The organism is Quyinboa sediminis, from assembly GCF_042219855.1.
Lineage (GTDB): Bacteria > Bacteroidota > Bacteroidia > Bacteroidales > UBA5342 > JBHJHP01.
Window position 1 is genome coordinate 845,572 of the sequence record NZ_JBHJHP010000001.1, and the last position, 20,320, is coordinate 865,891.

The following is a 20,320-nucleotide window of genomic DNA, read 5'->3' on the forward strand; positions in this document are numbered from 1 at the left end:
GGAAATCATTTCAATCTACAGACTAAGAGGCTGAAATTATTATCGTTGCACAAAAATAATGAATTACATAAAACAAACACAACCCGCTCACTTTAATCTTTTATCATTTGTTTTATGCATTGAAGGTCTCCAACGATTCCGGTGGTAAGTCATTTATATCCAAAATCATTAGCCCGTCAAGTGAATAATTAAAATCGGGATCAACATTAAATCCAACAACTCTGGCATTTTGACTCAGATATTTTTTAATCAGAACCGGTATGCGCATTCCCTGTATTTCAAGAGCCGAAATATAGTTATCCAGCTTTTTTAAATCGTCTTTGTGAGAGGCAAGGATCGACTCCACTTCATGTTCCCTGAAACCACTGACCTTAAACTCCATTTTGGGATGAATATATGTAGCCAGTTCAGTGTTGAAATAATACTTCCGGATAAATGACATGATCAGTTCCTTTGAAAAACGGGAAAAATCGTTACTGATGCTTACGGGTCCCATCAGGTACCGGTGGGTATTATGTCTGAGTACAAATTTCAGAATTCCGTTCCATAACAAAAACAGTGATAACGGTTTCTTCTGATATTTTGAAACCACAAAAGAGCGTCCCATTTCGATGGTTTGTTTAAAAACCGGAATCAATTCATCATCCACATCAAATAACGAGGTGATATAGAAACCTTTCTTCCCAAACCGATCCATAATATGACTTCCTCTCCCCAACCGGTAACCGCCAAGCAGCTCTTTTTCCACCCGGTTCCATACGAAAAGCTGATCATAATATGTATCGTAATCATCCAGATCGTATGAACGGTTTGTGCCTTCCCCTACCTCACGGAATGTAATCTCCCTGAGGCGGCCAATTTCGGTCAGAACATTCGGAATAAGCTCTTTAGATGCATAAAACACATCAAACTCATTGCGTGACATCAGCTTATGTTCTGCAGGTAAAGCAGCAATCTCTTTTTCCAGGACGTCTCTGTCAACAGGCTCAATGATCTGTTCCGGTTTCTTTACCCTGAACTTCAGATTCAGCTTGAGTATTTTTTTATCCTCCGAAGAAGAATATTTCAGTGCATTTACGGTTGAATGTAAAAAATCGCGGGTCGCAAAGGAATCCTGCTTAATGTAGTCTTCCGGTTTTAAAGGCATTCCTATTCTGAAAAATACTTCTTCGTCCCTTTTCCGCAGAAATTCCCCGGGCAGTGATATTGTTCTTAAAATGGGGTTTATGCGTTCGGATATATTATATAAGCGGCTGTTTTTACCACTGAAATAAACCGGAATGACCGGTACTCCGGCTTTTTCAATGAATTTTACAGAAGAAATATTCCATTCTTTGCTACTGACAAACTTTCTTTTACGTGATCTGGTGGTAATATCGCCGGAGGGGAAAATGCCAAGCGGATGCCCATCCTGCAGATGCTGAAGGGCGCCTTTGATCCCCTTTTTATTGGGCTGTTTACCAAGTGTAAACGGATCTACCTCAATAAAGTAATCGGCTATGGGTGAAAAAAGACGTAAAAAATAGTTGGCAAGCACTTTAAAACCTTCAAAGCGTTCTGCGAAAATGCGGATCAGAATCAGACCGTCAAGAAAGCCATACGGGTGATTTGAGATAACTATGAATGGGCCTGTTTTGGGAATGTGTTTTAAATCGTTTTCAGGACAAACATATTTAATATTCAGTGTTTCAAAAGAGGCATCAATAAAATTTAAGCCGGTTTGATTGACGAGGTATTTTTTATATAACCTGTTAATTCTTGGAAAACCGGAAGCCTGATAAGCAACATTGAATATAAGCGGATTTTTTAGTGGTCCACCCATATATTTCTGCAAGGCATCCTTATCAAAAAGGTCCATCATCTTTACGTATTGATCATAAAACAAATGTAATTAATAATCTATATTATCTACCGTTTTAATAGGTTAAGAACTAAAAAATAATAATTTTGCATATCCTCAAAATAATGAGACAGAATGATATATCCCTCACTATTCATACGAATTTTAAATAAAGCAAAAAGATTAAAGAAATATTTCCATAATTAAAATATTTTCTATTTTTGTACCGCTCTAACAGGGCGGCTCACAATAACCGAATAGAACAATTATTAACATAAAAAAACGATTACAAGTTATGGCAAATTTAGATTTAAGCAAGTACGGCATCCTGGACGTCAAGGAGATCGTCCATAATCCATCGTACGAGCAGTTGTTTGAAGAAGAGATGAAACCGGGTCTGGAAGGATTTGAAAGAGGTCAGCTTACTGAACTGGATGCAGTGAATGTGATGACCGGTATCTTCACCGGACGTTCTCCTAAGGATAAGTACATTGTTAAAGATGCTACAACAGAAGATACCATGTGGTGGACCTCCCCTGAGTCTCCAAACGACAATAAGCCTGTATCTACCGAGGTATGGAATGATCTTAAAAAAACTACCGTTGAACAGCTTTCAGGTAAAAGACTGTTTGTAATGGATACCTTTTGCGGAGCCAATCCTGACTCAAGACTTAAAGTTCGTTTTATTATGGAAGTGGCCTGGCAGGCACACTTCGTAAAAAACATGTTCATTCGTCCTACAGAGGAAGAACTGGCCAATTATGGCGAACCTGATTTTGTATCGATGAATGCCTCTAAAACCACTAATACAAAGTGGAAAGAGCACGGATTAAATTCAGAAGTTTATACTGTATTTAACCTTTCGGAAAAAATGCAGGTTATTGGTGGTTCATGGTATGGTGGTGAAATGAAGAAAGGTATGTTTGCTATGATGAACTACTACCTGCCATTAAATGGTATGGCTTCAATGCACTGTTCTGCCAATAAAGGTAAAGATGGTGACGTAGCTATTTTCTTCGGTTTATCAGGAACCGGAAAGACAACACTTTCCACAGATCCAAAACGTGAGCTTATCGGTGATGATGAGCATGGTTGGGATGATGACGGTATCTTCAACTTCGAAGGTGGATGTTATGCAAAAACCATTAATCTTGATCCTGAAGCTGAACCGGATATTTATGGTGCAATCAAAAGAAATGCACTGCTTGAGAATGTAACGGTGGATGAAGCTGGTAAAATTGATTTTAACGATGGTTCTGTAACACAGAATACACGTGTTTCCTATCCGATTTACCATATCAACAATATTGTTAAACCGGTATCAAAAGCTGGACACGCCAACAAGGTAATTTTCTTGTCTGCAGATGCATTCGGCGTTTTACCTCCTGTTTCAAAACTGACCAAAGAACAGACAAAATACCATTTTCTTTCAGGTTTTACCGCTAAACTGGCTGGTACTGAGCGTGGTGTAACATCTCCACAACCTACTTTCTCGGCTTGTTTCGGTGCTGCATTCCTTTCACTTCACCCAACGAAATACGGTGAGGAACTCGTTAAAAAAATGGAAGAACACGGTGCAGAGGCTTACCTGGTAAACACAGGATGGAACGGAACAGGAAAACGTATTTCTATTAAAGATACACGTGGTATTATTGATGCTATTCTTGATGGTTCTATCGAAAAAGCTGAAACAAAAACAATTCCTATTTTCAATCTGGAAGTACCAACGGCATTACACGATGTTGATCCTAATATTCTGGATCCGCGCGATACATATACTGATCCTAAAGAATGGGAAGAAAAAGCCAAAGATCTTGGCTCACGCTTTATCAAGAACTTTGTTAAATACACGGATAACGAAGAAGGTAAAGCACTGGTTGCTGCAGGTCCTCAACTTGACTAATTCCAAACAACTCCATAAGAAAAAACCTTCCGGTTTCCGGGAGGTTTTTTTATGCTCTGATTATTAGCTTTAATATTTTAAACGCTACTGCGACTGTAATTCACGCACAATTTTATCGGTTGTCCCTGCAATGTTATACAACAACCGCAACCGCTGTTTTTGCAATCCTGATCCGGAAGCTGATAGCTGCTCCTGTAAATCGTTTAAGAGAACCGTAAAATCTGAAGAAAATCCCTGTTGTCCTGTTTCGGAATAATGGCCTGCCTCTTTTAATCCTTCCATCACCCTATTACTTACTGTTCTAATTTCATTTAAATCGGGCGTACTGGTCTCTCTGTGTGCTCCGAGTGCTGAAATATGCGATAACAACGCATGATTAAGATATGTAAGGGTAAAAGCCTGCTGCATGGACATTTGTTTACTTTTGGGTTCAAGACGCATGCTGTTCCATGCCAGCGCCAGCTCATTGTCTGCCAGATGTGCCTCCCGTCGCGCTATGCGGTATTCCAGATCGTCCTCAGTATGTACATTATATTCATTGGTTATAGCCCGGAGATAAGCCATATTCTTCAGCAAGGCTTTGGAAATCAGGCCAGGCATGCGCCTGAATTGCCATCCCGGCCAAAGCAGCCGTATAACGATAAATGCTATGGTTGCACCAATTACCGTATCTATTAAACGAGGAACCATAATGTGCAGTCCGGCATCTTTTGATATCAGGTTAAATGCACTGATCACAAATGTGGTAATGAAAACCACGGCCACAGAATACCTGCTTCTGACCCAATAGAAGAATGCAAAAGCTGAACCAAGCATCATCAGCACCTGAGCTGCCGTATTGGTAAAAACCTGCAGCAGTATTACACCCAGCACAACTCCACTGGCAGTTCCCAGTAAACGCTGAAATAAACGGCGGCGCGTTTCACTATAGGTTATCTGGCTTACAAACAAACTGGTCAGCATGACCCAGGCTCCCTTATCCAGTTGAAAATACCGTTCGATAACAAACCCAATCAGAAAACTCATGCTTAGACGAATAGCATAACGCATGCGGGGATGTTCAAAAGTCAGAAGCGCTTTAAACCGTTGAAATGGATTCCTTTCGTCTTTTCTCAACCGGGGAACAGCACTACCCTCTTCAGCGTTATCGAGGTATTTTAGCGCCTGTTGGGAACGATCAAGGTTATGATGCAACAGACGAAGTGCCTGAGCCTTCTCTGTATCCATTGTTTTCAGTTTTTCATCAATGGCTTTTGAAATCAGTTCCAGGGCAAGCGGATGTTGATATTTTGTATCGGTGAGCATATTTTCACCTACCTGCCTTGTAGCGTAAGACAACTGCCGCAGCATCTCTCCCATGGCACTCATCACCTCCGGGCTTCCGGCTTCACCACTTAATTTGTCATGCTGTTCATGGCTTGAGGCAGCACGTTCATGCAGGCTCTGCAATACCATAAAACGCTGGAGATAAGGACGAAGTTGTTCCGGTGTATTGAGTTCTCTGCCATAGCTGTTCAGCACATCCTTGATTTTTTCAAGCGAATTAACCACGCTGATATTCAATAGTGCCAGCTCCTGATTGATAGGCTGCTGGTCTTTTAAATTACTCGGGAATAACCCTGATTTCTTTTCAAGATAGACCGAAAGATTAATAAATCCATTGGACATCTGTTCATCGAGTAGTCGAAAAGGCTTTCGATACATCAGGATGAGTGTTAACAGGCCATGGAATAATGCTCCTGCAGGAAGCAATACTGCCTGCCAGTACCAGGCGGGACTTATTTCAATTCCGAGCATGGCGTAAATACCGATAAGTATTGATCCTAATGTGATTGCACGGTATCGTTCTCCGGTTCCTCCAAGAAGAATAAATAAAATGGTAGACAAAATAAATCCTGCACCTAACCAGATGGGATGATTATTCAAAAGACCAACGGCAAAACTCGAAACGAAAAAACTTATAACGGTCAGAGACAGTGCTTTTATACGTCCCCTCGGATGGTCATCTGTTTCTGACAGACCTGCAGCCAATGCCCCTAAAGCCAGTGTAACACCATAAAATGGCTTTCCTGCAATGATAAAAGGAATGGACAGCAATGCCATGGAAACGGTCATCCTGAGCGCAAACAACCTGCCGGGTGAACTGTTGAATGCAAGGGTCAGTTTTAAAACTGCTGAAGATAGTTTATTTGTTCTTCCTGTTATCATTTCATCCTATTAAGTCAGTGCAAATGTAAGCCAAACCAGCCTGAATTTTAAATCTCCGTTGCTGAGTTTAAAACTTCATCAACATTCTGGTGAATGTTCTTTTAAAATCAGGCTTTCAATTGCTGAATATGTTGCTGTTATATCAAAAGGTTTTACTATTTTCGTCCCTAAATAAAATTTTAAACCATGTACAAAAAGACCTTTATTTTAACCCTTCTGACAGTCGCTTTGTTTGCGTGCAACAGTAAATCAAAAGAATCTAAAGCCGAAGCTGAAGTTATAACGGTAAATGTGAGTGAACTGATTGGTTCCCTCGACCAAAATGTCGATAAAGTTGTTGTAGTGTCTGGCACTGTTGACCATGTATGCTCTCATTCCGGCCGCAGAGCTTTTCTGATTGATTCCACAGGAGAACAATCAATCCGCATAGAAGCAGCGGGTGATATTGAAAGTTTCGGCAAGGAACTGGTCGGATCAAACCTTAAAGTAAAATGTGTTATAAAAGAAGACCGTTTAACAGCTGACGATATTCAACAAAAGGAAGCTGCTGTACTGGAAAAACATCCGGAAGATGCAGAAGCTGATGGTGAAAACTGCAGCATTGAAATGCAGAATATCAAACAGATGCGTCAGTGGATGAAAGATAACGGCAAAGATTATTACGCCACCTATTACGCCGAAGGTATTTCGTATGAAGTGGCTGACTAATAAATGGATCAGAAAATGGCTCAGAATCCTTCATCGCGATCTGGGTTATTTTCTGGTCGGGATTACCATTGTTTACAGCATATCGGGTATTATTCTGAACCATAAAAAACAGGGCGTTGATCCGGCCTATAAGACCGTTTTAATCAAAGATAAGTTCGAAAACGCATTGACTATTGAACGTTTTACCGCCGATTTCGAACAAAGTTACCCCGAATATACGCTTAACAGGATATTACCTCAGGAAGCAGGATATCAGCTATTTTTAAAAGGTGGCATTGGTTTTTATGATAACCGGAACGGAGAACTCTGGTTTGAATATTATAAGAAAAAGCCTGTGGTTTTCTTTTTTAACAAACTGCATTACAATCAAAAGAAATTCTGGACCACTCCCGCTGATATTTTTGCCGGCGCCCTGATTTTTCTGGCGTTGTCAGGCCTTATCATGGTACGCGGTAAAAACGGATTTGCAAAACGAGGGGCCTGGTTTGCCCTGGCAGGTATTCTGTTTGTGGTTGTTTATATCTGGCTTTGATTTTTTTTTTAAAATCGGTAAAGTCAAAATAGAACCTATAAATTTCAATCTGCTGTACGCTGAATAATTCAATTGTTCAGTTTTCAGATACTTACTCCCTAATGGAACGAAGGTTATAATCGACTTAACATATTTTCAATCAACCATTCTGTTTAAAAATTTGTTATAGAGTAAATTGAATTGGTATGAAACGAGCATGAACTTTTTAATCAAAAATTCGACAAATAAGCATGATTAAAATAAGTTCATGTGAGAACGGAGCGGTTACATCCGTTCTCAAATTTTAAAGTATTATTTTCCCAAACTTGAAAATTTTAAACGGATGAAACGAATTGTTATTCTATTGTTGGCGTCATTTTCCCTGTTAACAATACAAGCTCAGGATTTTGCAGTGAAGGAACTGGATGCATCACCAAGGCATCAGGAATGGATAAAGGTTAAATCAGGTGACCGTGATGTGAACTGTTTTGTGGTTTATCCTGAAACATCAAAAAAAGCGACAGTTGTTATTGCCATACATGAGAACCGGGGCTTAACGGACTGGGTACGAAGTTTTGCAGATCAGCTTGCAGGCAAAGGATTTATTGTTGTTGCTCCGGACCTCCTATCGGATTTTGGTCCTTCAATTAACGGAACTTCAGACTTTAAAACCTCCGATGAAGCGCGTAATGCCATCTATGCTTTAAAACCGGATCAGGTGATGAATGATTTAAATGCGGTACAGAAGTATGCAGCGCAAATACCGTCAGGAAATGGCAAAACTGCTGTAATAGGTTTTTGCTGGGGTGGAACCCAAAGTTTCAGAATGGCAACGTACAATCAGAATATTAAAGCGGCTCTGGTATTTTATGGCAGTGCACCCGATAAAAAAGATATAGCTAACATTACAGCTCCTGTTTATGGATTTTATGGCGGAAATGATCAGCGCATCAATGCCGGTATTCCTGAAACGGAAACATTGATGAGAGATGCAGGTAAAAGTTATGAATATGTAATTTATGATGGTGCCGGTCATGCATACATGCGACAGGGGGATGATCCCGATGGATCTGCTGATAATAAAGCCGCGCGGGATAATTCATGGAAACGGCTTGTTAAAATTCTGGATGAGATATAAAACCACTTACAGGATAACCGGCTCAACGGTGTATCCCTGGTTTCTTAACAACTGAATTACACCGGTCTCTCCGGGAAGATGAGCGGCACCAACGGCAATAAATGAACGGTGCTGACTTATCTGATAAACAATCTTAGGTATCCAGTCCATGTTTCTGTCATCCAGAAAGGTTTTCATAAACGCCATTAATTCTTCATCCTCCCCTGCTTCATCTTCCGAAAGTTCGTACAGCGCGTTAAGATCCTGAGCCTGATACAAACGGATCAAATCGTGTAGTTCGCTCATTTCACGCACATCAAGGAAATAGTCCACCTGCGTCTCAAAAGGCAGATTTTCGACCAGACCAAATTGAAAATCTATCGTCTCTAGCTCTGAGATTGTTTTGTCATGCTTTCTGGCCAGTTTATAAAATTCCTTTTCATACATCTTGTATTTCCCAATATATTTTGCAGTAAATAACGAATTAACAGCAAATGGTGTTAACCGGTTATATTTCTTTCTGAATTTCTTCTCTCTGATGCCCAAAGAATCCCTGGCAAAACCAATAAGCGCTGCAAATTCATCAGCCTTCAACTTCTGTTCCAGCGTCATTCCGTTTTTAAGATACATCTTTGACGCCAGGTTAAATTGTTCTTTAAATGACAGATCAAACATGTTGACTTCAAATGTCACGACATCACTGTTTTCAATAATTTCTACAACTTTTTCAGAAATATGAAACAGCTTTTTCGGCATGATATGCATGGTTCCAAACAGATACGATGGTTGCTCCAAACCGTTTCCACTGATTTTCCACAAGGTGCTGTTGTATTCCTGTCCGGAAACACTTATACCTACAAAAACTAAAAGGAGTAAAACTAATTTTTTCATTTATTGGAATTTATAATTTAGCATTATTGTTGTCCGGGTAAAAAATAATTATACATATAAATTCTTCGCTTCATTTTATTACGCTCAGAATGACAGTCTGTTAGGTTCATAAGGGGCTGAAGGCCATCCAATACCTGTCTTTCCGAGTGAAGCGAGGAATCATTGAAGTGCTACCCGTACAACAGTAATTTAGAATCATGAACCAGGAGCCAAGACATTTTGTGCGCATAAAGATATTGATTTATACCTTTGAGCAGAACCCGGATACCTGTAATTATTTTTTTAAATTATACTGTATGAAATAATAATAAACGTGTTAAGCATACCATAAGTCAATGATTAAAATGCGTTCTTTTGAATTCCTGAATGCATTGCAATTTTTTTTACAGATTTTCTGCAAAGCAAAAAATTTCAAACAGATGAAACACATTTTAACATATACAGATACCATATTATCTTTATTTTTATCAAATATAAATTACAGTTTTTAGCAAAAATTGCAATCTCTACTTTACAATTATGCCATCAAAATCTCTACTTTTGCATTGCAATTTTTAAAACGTGGACGCATTTTACAGAACACACCGGAATTTGGTTGAGAACATCGACTATCATGTTGAGCGACTTCTTATGCAGGAGATCGACTGGTCTCAACCGCTCATTGGAATCAAGGGTAGCCGCGGTGTTGGTAAAACATCATTTCTCCTGGCATATGCAAGGCAATTTCTGAACGATGAACGTTCATGTCTTTATATCAATCTCAACAGTTTTTATTTCACCCAACGGTCGCTGATTAATTTTGCAGACGAGTTTTACAAGAAGGGTGGACGGATCCTGCTGATTGACCAGGTATATAAATATCCTGATTGGTCCCATGAGCTCAGGTTTATCAACGAAAATTATCCGGAGCTGAAAGTTGTATTTACCGGATCGAGTGTTATGCGGCTGAAGGAAGAAAATCCGGATCTGTATGGAAAAGTTGCATCATACAATTTAAGGGGATTTTCATTCAGGGAGTATATCAACGATAAAACAAATTTAGGATTCCCGGCCTTTGACCTGGATTCCATTTTAAAGGATCACAAACAATTAGCAAGGGAAATTACCTCAAAAGTACGTCCCCTCGCCTATTTTCAGGATTACATACATCATGGTTACTATCCGTTCTATCTTGAGAAAAGTAATTTTTCAGAGAACCTGCTGAAGACCATGAATATGATGCTGGAGATTGATATTACCTTACTCAAACAAATTGAGTTAAAGTATCTGCCCAAACTGAGGCAGTTGCTTTATCTGATTTCCCAGGATGCTCCGGCAACACCCAATGTGAGTAAGCTGAGTACTCAGATTAAAACATCACGCGCAACTGTAAGTAACTATATAAAGTATTTAAAGGATGCCCGTCTGGTCAACCTGCTCTATCCTATAAATGAGGATTTTCCAAAAAAACCGGACAAGGTTTATTTGCATAACACCAACCTGGCATTTGCCATTGACAGGGATTACTCGAATCCGCAGATTCTGAACGAAACATTTCTTTACAACATGCTTCACAAGGATCACAAAATAAACAGCGGAACACTTAAGAATCCTTTCATTGTGGATCAGAAAATCAATTTTGATGTATCACAGAATGCCCGGAGTACGGAAAAAAACAGCGATATTATATATGCTGTGGATATGATTGAGAAAGGTAATGAGAATATCATTCCCTTGTGGTTATTCGGATTTTTATATTAATAAAGTAACACAGAACATATAAACATTTTAAAATTTGTAGAAATGGCAAAGAACAAAAAATTCTTAACATGTGACGGTAACCATGCCGCAGCTCACATCGCTTACATGTTCAGCGAGGTAGCCGCCATTTACCCGATCACCCCATCTTCCAACATGGCCGAAAACATTGACGAATGGGCCGCCAACGGAAGAAAAAATATTTTTGGGGAAACAGTTCACGTTGAAGAGATGCAGTCTGAAGCCGGTGCTGCCGGTGCTGTGCACGGATCATTGCAGTCAGGTGCATTAACCTCAACCTTTACAGCATCACAGGGACTTTTATTGATGGTTCCTAACATGTATAAAATTGCCGGTGAACTTTTGCCGGGAGTTTTCCATGTGTCTGCCCGTTCATTGGCCGCACAGGCACTTTCAATCTTTGGTGACCACCAGGATGTTATGGCAACCCGTCAGACAGGTTTTGCCATGCTGGCAACCGGATCCGTTCAGGAAGTAATGGATTTAGCCGGTGTTGCACACTTAGCGTCTATCAAAACAAGAATTCCTTTCTTACACTTCTTTGATGGATTCCGTACATCACACGAAATTCAGAAAATTGAAGCCCTGAGTAATGAAGATCTTGCCCCACTTATCGATCAGAAAGCTCTCCAGGCATTTCGTGACGGCGCGTTAAATCCTGAAAATCCGGTAACCAGAGGTACTGCAGAAAACCCTGATATCTATTTCCAGGCGCGCGAAGCATGTAATCCGTTCTATATGGCTATTCCCGATGTCGTTGAAGATTATATGGGAAAAATCAGCAAAATCACAGGACGCGAGTACCACCTATTTGATTATTATGGTGCAAAAGATGCTGAAAATGTAATCGTGGCCATGGGTTCTGTAACTGAAACCATTCGCGAAACCATCGACTATCTTGTAGCTAAGGGTGAAAAAGTCGGATTAATTGCCGTCCATCTGTATCGTCCATTCTCAGCTAAACATTTTATGAATGCGTTTCCTAAAAGCTGTAAACGTATTGCTGTTCTGGATCGTACTAAAGAACCGGGATCAGAAGGTGAACCTTTATACCTTGACATTAAAAACCTGTTCTACGGTAAAGAAAATGCGCCGGTGGTTGTTGGCGGACGTTATGGTCTTTCATCAAAAGAAACAACTCCGGCTTCTATCGTAGCAGTATATGACAACCTTAAAATGGCTGAACCTAAAAATCAGTTTACTGTAGGTATTGTTGACGATGTAACGTTTACTTCTCTGCCAATGGGTAAAGAAATTTCTTTGGCTAATAAAGGTACGTTCGAAGGTAAATTCTACGGTCTGGGTTCAGATGGTACTGTTGGTGCCAATAAAAACTCCATTAAGATCATTGGGAATACAACCGATAAATACTGCCAGGCTTATTTCGCATATGACTCTAAAAAATCAGGAGGTTTCACAACTTCACACCTGCGTTTCGGTGATTCTCCGATCCGTTCAACTTACCTGGTTAACACACCGGATTTTGTAGCATGTCATGTTCCTGCATATCTGGGTCAGTACGACATGTTAAAAGGTTTAAAAGACGGTGGTACTTTTCTTCTGAATTCAATCTGGGATGAAGAAGAAACCAAAAATCATCTGCCAAATGATGTAAAAAAATACATGGCCGATCACAATATCAGCTTCTATACCATTAATGCAACTGCACTGGCTGAAGAAATTGGTCTGGGTAACCGTACCAACACTATCATGCAGAGTGCATTCTTTAAAATTGCCAACGTAATACCTTACGACATGGCGGTAGAAGAAATGAAGAAGATGATTGTGAAGTCGTTCGGCAAAAAAGGAGAAGACATTGTAAATATGAACTTCGCCGCAGTTGATGCAGGTGGTTCAAATATTACAAAGGTCGAAGTTCCCGCTGAATGGTCAAAACTTACAGTTACAAAAGAAAAAGATACACGTGATATTCCGGATTTCATCAAAAACATTGTTGAGCCTATCAATGCTCAGAATGGCGATGATCTTCCTGTATCTGCGTTCAAAGGATATGAAGACGGAACTTTCCCAGCCGGTACTGCAGCATATGAAAAACGCGGTATTGCAGTGAATGTACCGGAATGGCAGATGGATAACTGTATCCAGTGTAACCAGTGTGCTTATGTATGTCCTCACGCTGCAATCCGTCCGTTCTTACTGGATGAGAAAGAAATGGCAGGTGCACCGGAAGGACTGGAAGGTAAAAAAGCCAATGGAAAAGCACTGTTAGGATTACAGTACAGAATACAGGTTACTGTACTGGACTGTACCGGTTGTGGTAACTGTGCTGATGTTTGTCCTTCAAAAGAGAAAGCCCTGATTATGAAGCCGCTGGAATCTCAGCGTCAGGAACAGAATAACTGGGATTACCTGGTTAAAAACGTAACAATCAAAGATAATCTCCTTGATAAATACACTAACGTTAAAAACTCACAGTTTGCTCAACCGCTGTTTGAATTCTCCGGAGCTTGTGCAGGTTGTGGTGAAACACCATATATTAAACTGATCACACAATTATACGGTGACCGCATGATGGTGGCAAATGCTACCGGTTGTTCTTCAATCTATGGAGGTTCTGCTCCTGCAACACCTTACTGTAAAAATGCAGAAGGTCAGGGACCGGCATGGGCCAACTCATTGTTTGAGGATAACGCAGAGTACGGTTTAGGTATGGCTAAAGGTGTGAACCAATTGCGTAACCGCATTGAACGCCTGATGACAGAAAACCTTTACAATGTTAACGAAACAACCAAGGAAGCTTTCAAAGCCTGGATTGAAGCCAAAGAAGACGGAGAAAAAACAAGGCTTGTTTCAAAAGCTGTTGTGGATGCACTGAAAAATGAGAAAGCTGATGTAGCCAAAGAAATTCTCGCATTAGAGAAATACCTGGTTAAGAAATCCGTCTGGATCTTCGGTGGTGACGGTTGGGCATACGATATCGGTTACGGAGGTCTGGATCATGTGATTGCAACCGGTGAAGATGTAAACATTCTTGTCATGGATACAGAGGTTTACTCCAATACAGGTGGTCAGTCATCCAAATCAACGCCTGTTGGTGCGGTAGCCAAATTCGCTGCGTCAGGTAAGCGCATCCGTAAAAAGGATCTCGGTCTGATGGCAACCACTTATGGTTATGTTTACGTAGCGCAGGTAGCAATGGGTGCCAACCAGGCTCAGTATTTCAAAGCACTGAAAGAAGCTGAAGCTTATCCGGGTCCGTCGCTGATTATTGCTTACTCACCTTGTATCAACCACGGTCTGCGTAAGGGAATGGGTAAATCTCAGGATGAAACCAAACTGGCTGTAGAAAGCGGTTACTGGCACTTGTGGCGGTTCAACCCACAGTTGGAAGAAGAAGGCAAGAATCCATTTGTTTTCGACAGCAAAGAACCACAATGGGATAAATTCCAGGACTTCCTGAAAGGTGAAGTTCGTTATACTGCACTGCTGAAATCATTCCCTGAAGTTGCTCAGGAATTATTTAAAGCGGCAGAAGATAATGCAAAATGGCGTTACAGTACGTATCAGCGTTTTGCAGCCATGGCTTATGCTCCTGAAGCTGAAGCAAAAGAAGAATAAGTCGTCCATTTCTACAAATAAGAAAAGCCCTCCCAAAATTGGGAGGGCTTTTTTAAATCGTTAACTTTTAAACCTGTTAGTAACCTTTTTCCTGTAGTATCGACTGTATCTTTACACCAAGTTTTGAACCCCAGTCAGCTCCAACCTCCATTGATTCCTTCATAATAGCCGGTGTATTTTGGGCATACTTTTTACCTACAGGTGATTTATAAAATGCAATGATACCTTCAAGATCAGAAAGTGTCATATACTTTTGATAAACAGGAACCAGCATTTCTACAAGATCATCCATAGAAGTTTTCAGAAATTCTGTTTCCATTGTCTCCCATACTTCAACAGGAACAGTTGCACTTTGTTGACGATAAATCGCAATAATCTGATTAATAGCCACTTTAAACGTTTCCTCCGAACCGGAAAGAATCATCATTTCTTTTAAGGTTTCTTTATAACCTTTATTCTGTGCCTGAATAGCAATAACCGAGAGTGAAATCAACAATAACAAGATAAGTTTTCTCATGATATAAATGTTTATTTAGTTAAGATTTGAATTGATTCTTTTATTCGTACCTTATCGTCACGATCCATACTACTACCTGACGGTAAACAAATTCCATGATTAAACAAATATTCTGAAACACCATTCAAATATGATGGATAATTACAAAATACCGGCTGAAGATGCATCGGCTTCCAGAGTGGTCTGGTTTCAATATTATGCTTATCCATTTCTGAGGCCAGATCATGATGAGAAAAACCTGTCTTTTCAGAATCAATAGTTAAGGTTGTCAGCCAAAAATTAGAAAAAAAACGGTTATCAGGCTCTTCCAGAAATTTCACACCGTTAGTGTTTTTAAACAGATCTTTATAAAAGCTTTTATTCTGTCTTCTTTTCTCCACCCATCGATCCAGCACTTCCATCTGACCACGTCCTATTCCCGCCAGCACATTACTCATCCTGTAATTATAACCAATTTCTGAATGTTGGTAATGCGGAGCATTGTCTCTTGCCTGAGTAGCCAGAAACTTAGCCTTTTTAATCATTTCAGCGTTGGAAGATACTAATGCTCCACCTCCTGAAGTTGTAATAATTTTATTGCCATTGAAAGAATAAATTCCAAGCTGACCAAAAGTACCCAGTGCCTGTCCATTAAATTTACTTCCCAAAGCTTCAGCAGCATCTTCAATCAATGGAATTTCATATAAATCACATATTCTTTTTATTTCATCAATTTTGGCAGGCATTCCATAAAGATGAACCAATATCACTGCTTTAGGTTTCTTCCCTTTTGATCTTCTTTCTTTAATAGCCGTTTCCAGTAATTCCGGATCCATATTCCAGGTATCAGGTTCACTGTCAACAAAAACAGGAATGGCCTTTAGATAAATGATTGGATTTACAGACGCAGAAAAGGTAAATGAGGATACAATGACTTCATCATCCTGTTTTACTCCCAGAAGCATCAAAGCCAGATGAATGGCAGCCGTTCCACTGCTTAATACTGCACTGTTCCCACAACCTGTATAATCGATGATATCCTTTTCAAATCCATCAACATTGGGTCCCAAAGGTGCAATATAATTGATATCAAAAGCCTCCTGGATATATTTTTGTTCGCTTCCGCACATATGCGGCGGAGATAAGAAAATTCGTTTAGTCATTTTTGTATTTAATTATTCTTCCCGGATTTCCAACTACAACAGCATTATCCGGCACATCCTTAATAATTACTGATCCGGCACCTATAGTTACGTTAGAACCTATTGTAATGCCTTGAATTACCGTTGAACCAGCTCCAATCATTGTCATACTACCAACTTTAACTGCACCACACAAAATCACTCCCGGAGCAATATGGACAAAGTCACCAATTATGCATTCATGATCCACTGAACATGCATTGTTCAAAATACAATGTTTACCAATGGTTGTTTTACTTTGAACAGCAACATTATAAAATACAACAGTCCCTTCCGCTATCATGGCATCCTGAGAAATAAATGAACCTGGCGCGATAGCTTTCCCAAAGATACAACTCAGTTTTTGTGAAACCCTATATCTGAGTAGATTATCTCCTATTGATACAATTACCGGTTCATTGCCCGCCAGTTCCTGTACATTTTCATGTTTGACTTCTATGCCGTCGTACTGAAATTTGGCCGGATCATCATCCATGTAAAACAAAACTTTTTCACCCCTGCTTTCAATTATTTCTTTAACCACAAGTGAATGTCCGCTGGCTCCAAATAAAATCATAGTTATTTATTTCCTGTAAATTTAGTCATAGTTTCCACTCCTCCACCGGAGATACCTTCTCTTTTTATCACATTCCGAATTGTCAACAATAATATTTTAAAATCCAATCGTAGACTAACATGATCAACATACCACACATCCAGTTTAAACTTCTCCTCCCAGGAAAGGGCATTTCTGCCGTTTACCTGTGCCCAACCTGTAATACCAGGTTTCACATCATGACGTCGGGATTGTTCCTTATTGTACAACGGTAGATATTCAGGTAAAAGGGGTCGTGGACCAATCAGAGACATCTCTCCTTTTATAACGTTTATAAGTTGAGGTATTTCATCAATCGATAATTTTCGGATCATTTTACCTGTCCTTGTAAGTCTCTGGTCATCAGGAAGTAACTTTCCATTTGCATCTTTTTTGTCGTTCATTGTCTTAAATTTAACAATCCTGAATATTTTTCCATGCAAGCCAGGTCGTTTTTGAAAGAAAAATATTTTACCATCATTACTAAAAAAAAGAGGAATAATAAAAAATATTGAGAATGGGGAAAAAATCAATAATATCAAAAAGGAGAATAAAATATCAAAACACCTTTTTATATTAAAAAAAAGACTTTTCACTTTAGGATAATTTCTGGTGAAACAAAAATGACATAACCACTTAATTCAGAGATATTATGTTCCTCATAATTTGCAAATTGCAGATAATAATCAACTTTAAAATTTGGACAAACAGATTTAATAGTTAAGTATTGCCAGGTTCCTTTCCGGGATAAATCATAGTCATCTTTTACCAGGTAATTAGATGTATAACCACCTAAAAACACATTTTCTCCATCAAATTCATCTGACACATAACAAAAAACTGATAACATTACACTATCGCATTCATTGGGTCTGACATGCAAAATTTTAGTTCTATGTAAATAATCTAAATACATGAAAGGTTTAGCATCTTTATCCAACTTATACCCTATTGCATTATTAGGGAAACTATCCGGAAGTTTTCCGGGAAATTTAGTAATGGCCGTATAATTGCTTTGAGCATAGGTTGCAGGATCTAAAGAATTTAAAGTAATAGTTTTAAAACTTACGCTAATTAGAAAAGCAATGAGTAAATATGAAAAGATCATAGGATAATAAATTATATCTATTCGTTTTATATTTATTTTCTCAGTGTTCTCAGAATTTATATAATTATTAATAAAAAATATTCCTACAACGAACGATGTTACCCCCCAAATCCTTAGCAGTACTGATTCAAACATAAAATTGAGGACAAAAACAAACGTAATTATTATTGGATAAATCCTCCTTTTTCTATTACTGGAATATACAGACCCTATGAAAATCCATATAAGTAATAAAATACTTAATACGCCCGATTCACCTAAGTATTCAATGAATTGATTATGAACATTTAAATTATACTTCAATCCCTCCTCAAAACCTGAACTATGATAAAGCCTTAGCATTTCAGTCTTAAAGTCCCCGATACCGTAGCCAAATAACCAATTCTTTTTTAAAGCACTTAAGGCAATTTTCCATATTTCAAATCTTGGCTCGTCGGAATTACTAAAATGTGCAAATAACTCCCATACACGAGGGAAAAAAAGGATAAAGAATACTAACAATATTAAAAAAATTGCAATTAAAATATATTTGGAATGCTTGTTCTGAAATCTGGTATACGATCTTATTAAAATAATTGCAAATACTACAGCTGATGTAAGTGCAGCAATTCTGCCTCCTGTCATAAAAGCGAACGATACCATTAATCCCATTATCAAAAATATTTTGTAATTTGCTTTATTATCATCTGACTTGAATAAAGCATATAAAATAATTAGTGATAATGAAATATTTATACCTAAATATGTTCGATGCTGAAATAAGCTTATCTTCTCCTGAAAATAATTAAAAAGGTCTTGTCTAATCAATATTTTCACATAATCTGTACTAAAATATTCGATTAACATCTCAAGTGCGATATAGAATATTGATAATATAACACCTGCCAAAAAACATCCGATAATCAATTTAAAATCTAACTTCCTGCTGTAACCAATAATTCCCATTATGGGGAAAAGAAGTAACAACAATCTTTTTTCTAAAAACTTTAATCCTATATCAATATCAGAATAAATAAGCGATAATACACTGATAATGAACAACAATAACACTGGAATATATATATAATAAGTATTTTTATTATCACGAATTAATGTTTTCTTATTTAATATTACATCTGTAATCCATCCTATAATAAATATTACAGAAAGCAGAGGTAAAAAATGTCCTCCAAATCCCACAAAAAAAGCAAAAGCACTTATCAATAGGTTAGGCACATAAACAGGACTTATTAATCGTTTGCTATTATTCATCCTATTAATGTTCTATATTCGTCATGAATTAGTTTCCACATTAGTTTATTATCATATCTGCTAACAATTGAATTTCTTGCATTATTCTTTAGCTTTTGATACAAAGATTTATTTGAAAGGATTAAAGTCATAGCTCTTTCTAATTCATTATCATTTTTAGGCTCAACGATTAAACCATTATATTCATTTTTTACAATTTCATTGCAACCATTTATATTTGAAACAATTGCAGGAATATCCATAGCGAGAGCTTGCATTACAACATTGGGAAATCCTTCCCTATAACTGGGATGAATCAGGCAATTAGATAAATATAAATAAGGCCTCACATCGTTTTGATAACCGCATTCAATAATATTCGAACTTTTTTTAATAAATTCAATCGTTTTTTGATTTATAGTCCCCTGTTCATTTTCATAATTACCGACGAGCAATAACTTTACTGCGGTGCAATTTATAATCAATGCATAAAATGCTTCTATAAGCTCATTTATACCTTTATCACCAGTGATTCTTCCAATAAATATAAATACAAAATCATTTTCTTTTATATCCAACTTCTGATAGAGTTCATTTGCTTTTTCCTCAGGAATTTCAGATCTGGAAAAAAAATCAGTGTTTATTCCGTTACTACTCCCATTACCTAACACTTTAATTTTACTTGACGTATAAATATTCTTATTGATATAATCTTTTAAACCCCGAGAGTTTGGCCAGACATGTGTAGCACAACTATATGTAACTTTTTCTACAAACTTCAAAATTTTAAATTTGCATCCTGTTGCTTCCACTAAAGGGAGCCCTGCCACTGTATGAATCCTGTATTTAACACCTGTTATTTTCCCTGCAATCATGGAAAGTGTACCAGCTTTTGGAGTATGCGAATGAATTATTTCAGGTTTTTCTTTTCTAAAAAGTCTAATCAAATTAAAGAGTGCCAACAAATCCTTAAATGGGGAGATATCACGGGTCATTTTAAGACTATATGTTCTGACTCCCTCCTCCTTCTCAACTTCCATTAATAAATCGCCATCCGATGAAGATACTGCCAATATCTCATAAAAGCTTGACATATATTTTAATTGTCCTTTTAATAGCACTTTTAATGAAACAGGAACTGTAGTTATTCTAATTATTTTTTTCATATCAGTGTTTACCATTGACCCAACTAAAA

At 38.2% G+C, this 20,320-nt stretch carries 15 protein-coding genes; 6 read left to right on the forward strand and 9 right to left on the reverse strand.

Translation table 11 applies throughout. The features are described from left to right. Nucleotides 1-112 precede the first annotated feature (112 nt). Entirely contained in the window at nt 113-1,861 is a 1,749-nt protein-coding gene (locus tag ACE1EF_RS03530; RefSeq protein WP_375719235.1) for a lysophospholipid acyltransferase family protein, read from the reverse strand. A gap of 274 nt (nt 1,862-2,135) precedes the next feature. Here ACE1EF_RS03530 and pckA point away from each other — a divergent pair, with 274 nt between their 5' ends. Further along, nucleotides 2,136-3,743, forward strand: coding sequence for a phosphoenolpyruvate carboxykinase (ATP) (gene pckA / locus ACE1EF_RS03535; RefSeq protein WP_375719236.1), 1,608 nt, complete (start codon nt 2,136-2,138; stop codon nt 3,741-3,743). 84 nt (nt 3,744-3,827) lie between these two features. Here the strand turns inward: pckA and ACE1EF_RS03540 are convergent, their stop codons facing one another. Further along, nucleotides 3,828-5,951, reverse strand: a complete 2,124-nt coding sequence (locus ACE1EF_RS03540; protein WP_375719237.1) for an FUSC family membrane protein — start codon at nt 5,949-5,951, stop codon at nt 3,828-3,830. Nucleotides 5,952-6,137: 186 nt separating this feature from the next. Here ACE1EF_RS03540 and ACE1EF_RS03545 point away from each other — a divergent pair, with 186 nt between their 5' ends. The 3 genes from ACE1EF_RS03545 to ACE1EF_RS03555 all read left to right on the forward strand — a co-directional run bounded on the left by ACE1EF_RS03545 (nt 6,138) and on the right by ACE1EF_RS03555 (nt 8,308). Beyond that, nucleotides 6,138-6,659 (forward strand): hypothetical protein, encoded by a 522-nt coding sequence (locus ACE1EF_RS03545; RefSeq protein WP_375719238.1) that lies wholly within the window; start codon nt 6,138-6,140, stop codon nt 6,657-6,659. Further along, nucleotides 6,643-7,191, forward strand: a complete 549-nt coding sequence (locus ACE1EF_RS03550) for a peptidase (RefSeq protein ID WP_375719239.1) — start codon at nt 6,643-6,645, stop codon at nt 7,189-7,191. Before ACE1EF_RS03545 ends, ACE1EF_RS03550 begins: the two co-directional genes overlap by 17 nt. Nucleotides 7,192-7,513: 322 nt before the next feature. Then, nucleotides 7,514-8,308, forward strand: coding sequence for a dienelactone hydrolase family protein (locus ACE1EF_RS03555; RefSeq protein ID WP_375719240.1), 795 nt, complete (start codon nt 7,514-7,516; stop codon nt 8,306-8,308). A gap of 6 nt (nt 8,309-8,314) precedes the next feature. Here ACE1EF_RS03555 and ACE1EF_RS03560 read toward each other — a convergent pair whose 3' ends face one another. Then, entirely contained in the window at nt 8,315-9,178 is an 864-nt protein-coding gene (locus ACE1EF_RS03560) for a TraB/GumN family protein (protein ID WP_375719241.1), read from the reverse strand. A gap of 561 nt (nt 9,179-9,739) precedes the next feature. Here ACE1EF_RS03560 and ACE1EF_RS03565 point away from each other — a divergent pair. Together ACE1EF_RS03565 and nifJ are read left to right on the forward strand one after the other, a co-directional pair. Continuing rightward, complete coding sequence (locus ACE1EF_RS03565; protein WP_375719242.1) at nt 9,740-10,918, forward strand: ATP-binding protein; 1,179 nt, start codon at nt 9,740-9,742, stop codon at nt 10,916-10,918. Nucleotides 10,919-10,960: 42 nt separating this feature from the next. Next, on the forward strand, nt 10,961-14,515 hold the full coding sequence (nifJ, locus tag ACE1EF_RS03570) for a pyruvate:ferredoxin (flavodoxin) oxidoreductase (protein WP_375719243.1): 3,555 nt from the start codon (nt 10,961-10,963) through the stop codon (nt 14,513-14,515). A gap of 76 nt (nt 14,516-14,591) precedes the next feature. On the opposite strand, the gene ACE1EF_RS03575 is transcribed toward nifJ, so the two are convergent. The 6 genes from ACE1EF_RS03575 to ACE1EF_RS03600 are packed head-to-tail and all read right to left on the reverse strand — an operon-like array spanning nt 14,592 to nt 20,291. After that, entirely contained in the window at nt 14,592-15,032 is a 441-nt protein-coding gene (locus ACE1EF_RS03575; RefSeq protein WP_375719244.1) for a DUF2059 domain-containing protein, read from the reverse strand. An 11-nt stretch (nt 15,033-15,043) separates the two neighbouring features. Continuing rightward, nucleotides 15,044-16,174 (reverse strand): aminotransferase class I/II-fold pyridoxal phosphate-dependent enzyme, encoded by a 1,131-nt coding sequence (locus tag ACE1EF_RS03580; protein ID WP_375719245.1) that lies wholly within the window; start codon nt 16,172-16,174, stop codon nt 15,044-15,046. Next, nucleotides 16,167-16,769 carry an acetyltransferase gene (locus ACE1EF_RS03585; RefSeq protein ID WP_375719246.1) on the reverse strand — a complete coding sequence of 201 codons (603 nt, stop codon included), beginning with the start codon at nt 16,767-16,769 and terminating at the stop codon, nt 16,167-16,169. The genes ACE1EF_RS03580 and ACE1EF_RS03585 overlap by 8 nt, the downstream gene beginning before the upstream one ends. A 2-nt stretch (nt 16,770-16,771) precedes the next feature. Next, on the reverse strand, nt 16,772-17,383 hold the full coding sequence (locus ACE1EF_RS03590) for a sugar transferase (protein WP_375719247.1): 612 nt from the start codon (nt 17,381-17,383) through the stop codon (nt 16,772-16,774). Further along, nucleotides 17,380-19,146 carry an O-antigen ligase family protein gene (locus tag ACE1EF_RS03595; RefSeq protein ID WP_375719248.1) on the reverse strand — a complete coding sequence of 589 codons (1,767 nt, stop codon included), beginning with the start codon at nt 19,144-19,146 and terminating at the stop codon, nt 17,380-17,382. The genes ACE1EF_RS03590 and ACE1EF_RS03595 overlap by 4 nt, the downstream gene beginning before the upstream one ends. Next, complete coding sequence (locus tag ACE1EF_RS03600; RefSeq protein WP_375719249.1) at nt 19,143-20,291, reverse strand: glycosyltransferase family 4 protein; 1,149 nt, start codon at nt 20,289-20,291, stop codon at nt 19,143-19,145. The genes ACE1EF_RS03595 and ACE1EF_RS03600 overlap by 4 nt, the downstream gene beginning before the upstream one ends. Between the last annotated feature and the right edge of the window lie 29 nt (nt 20,292-20,320).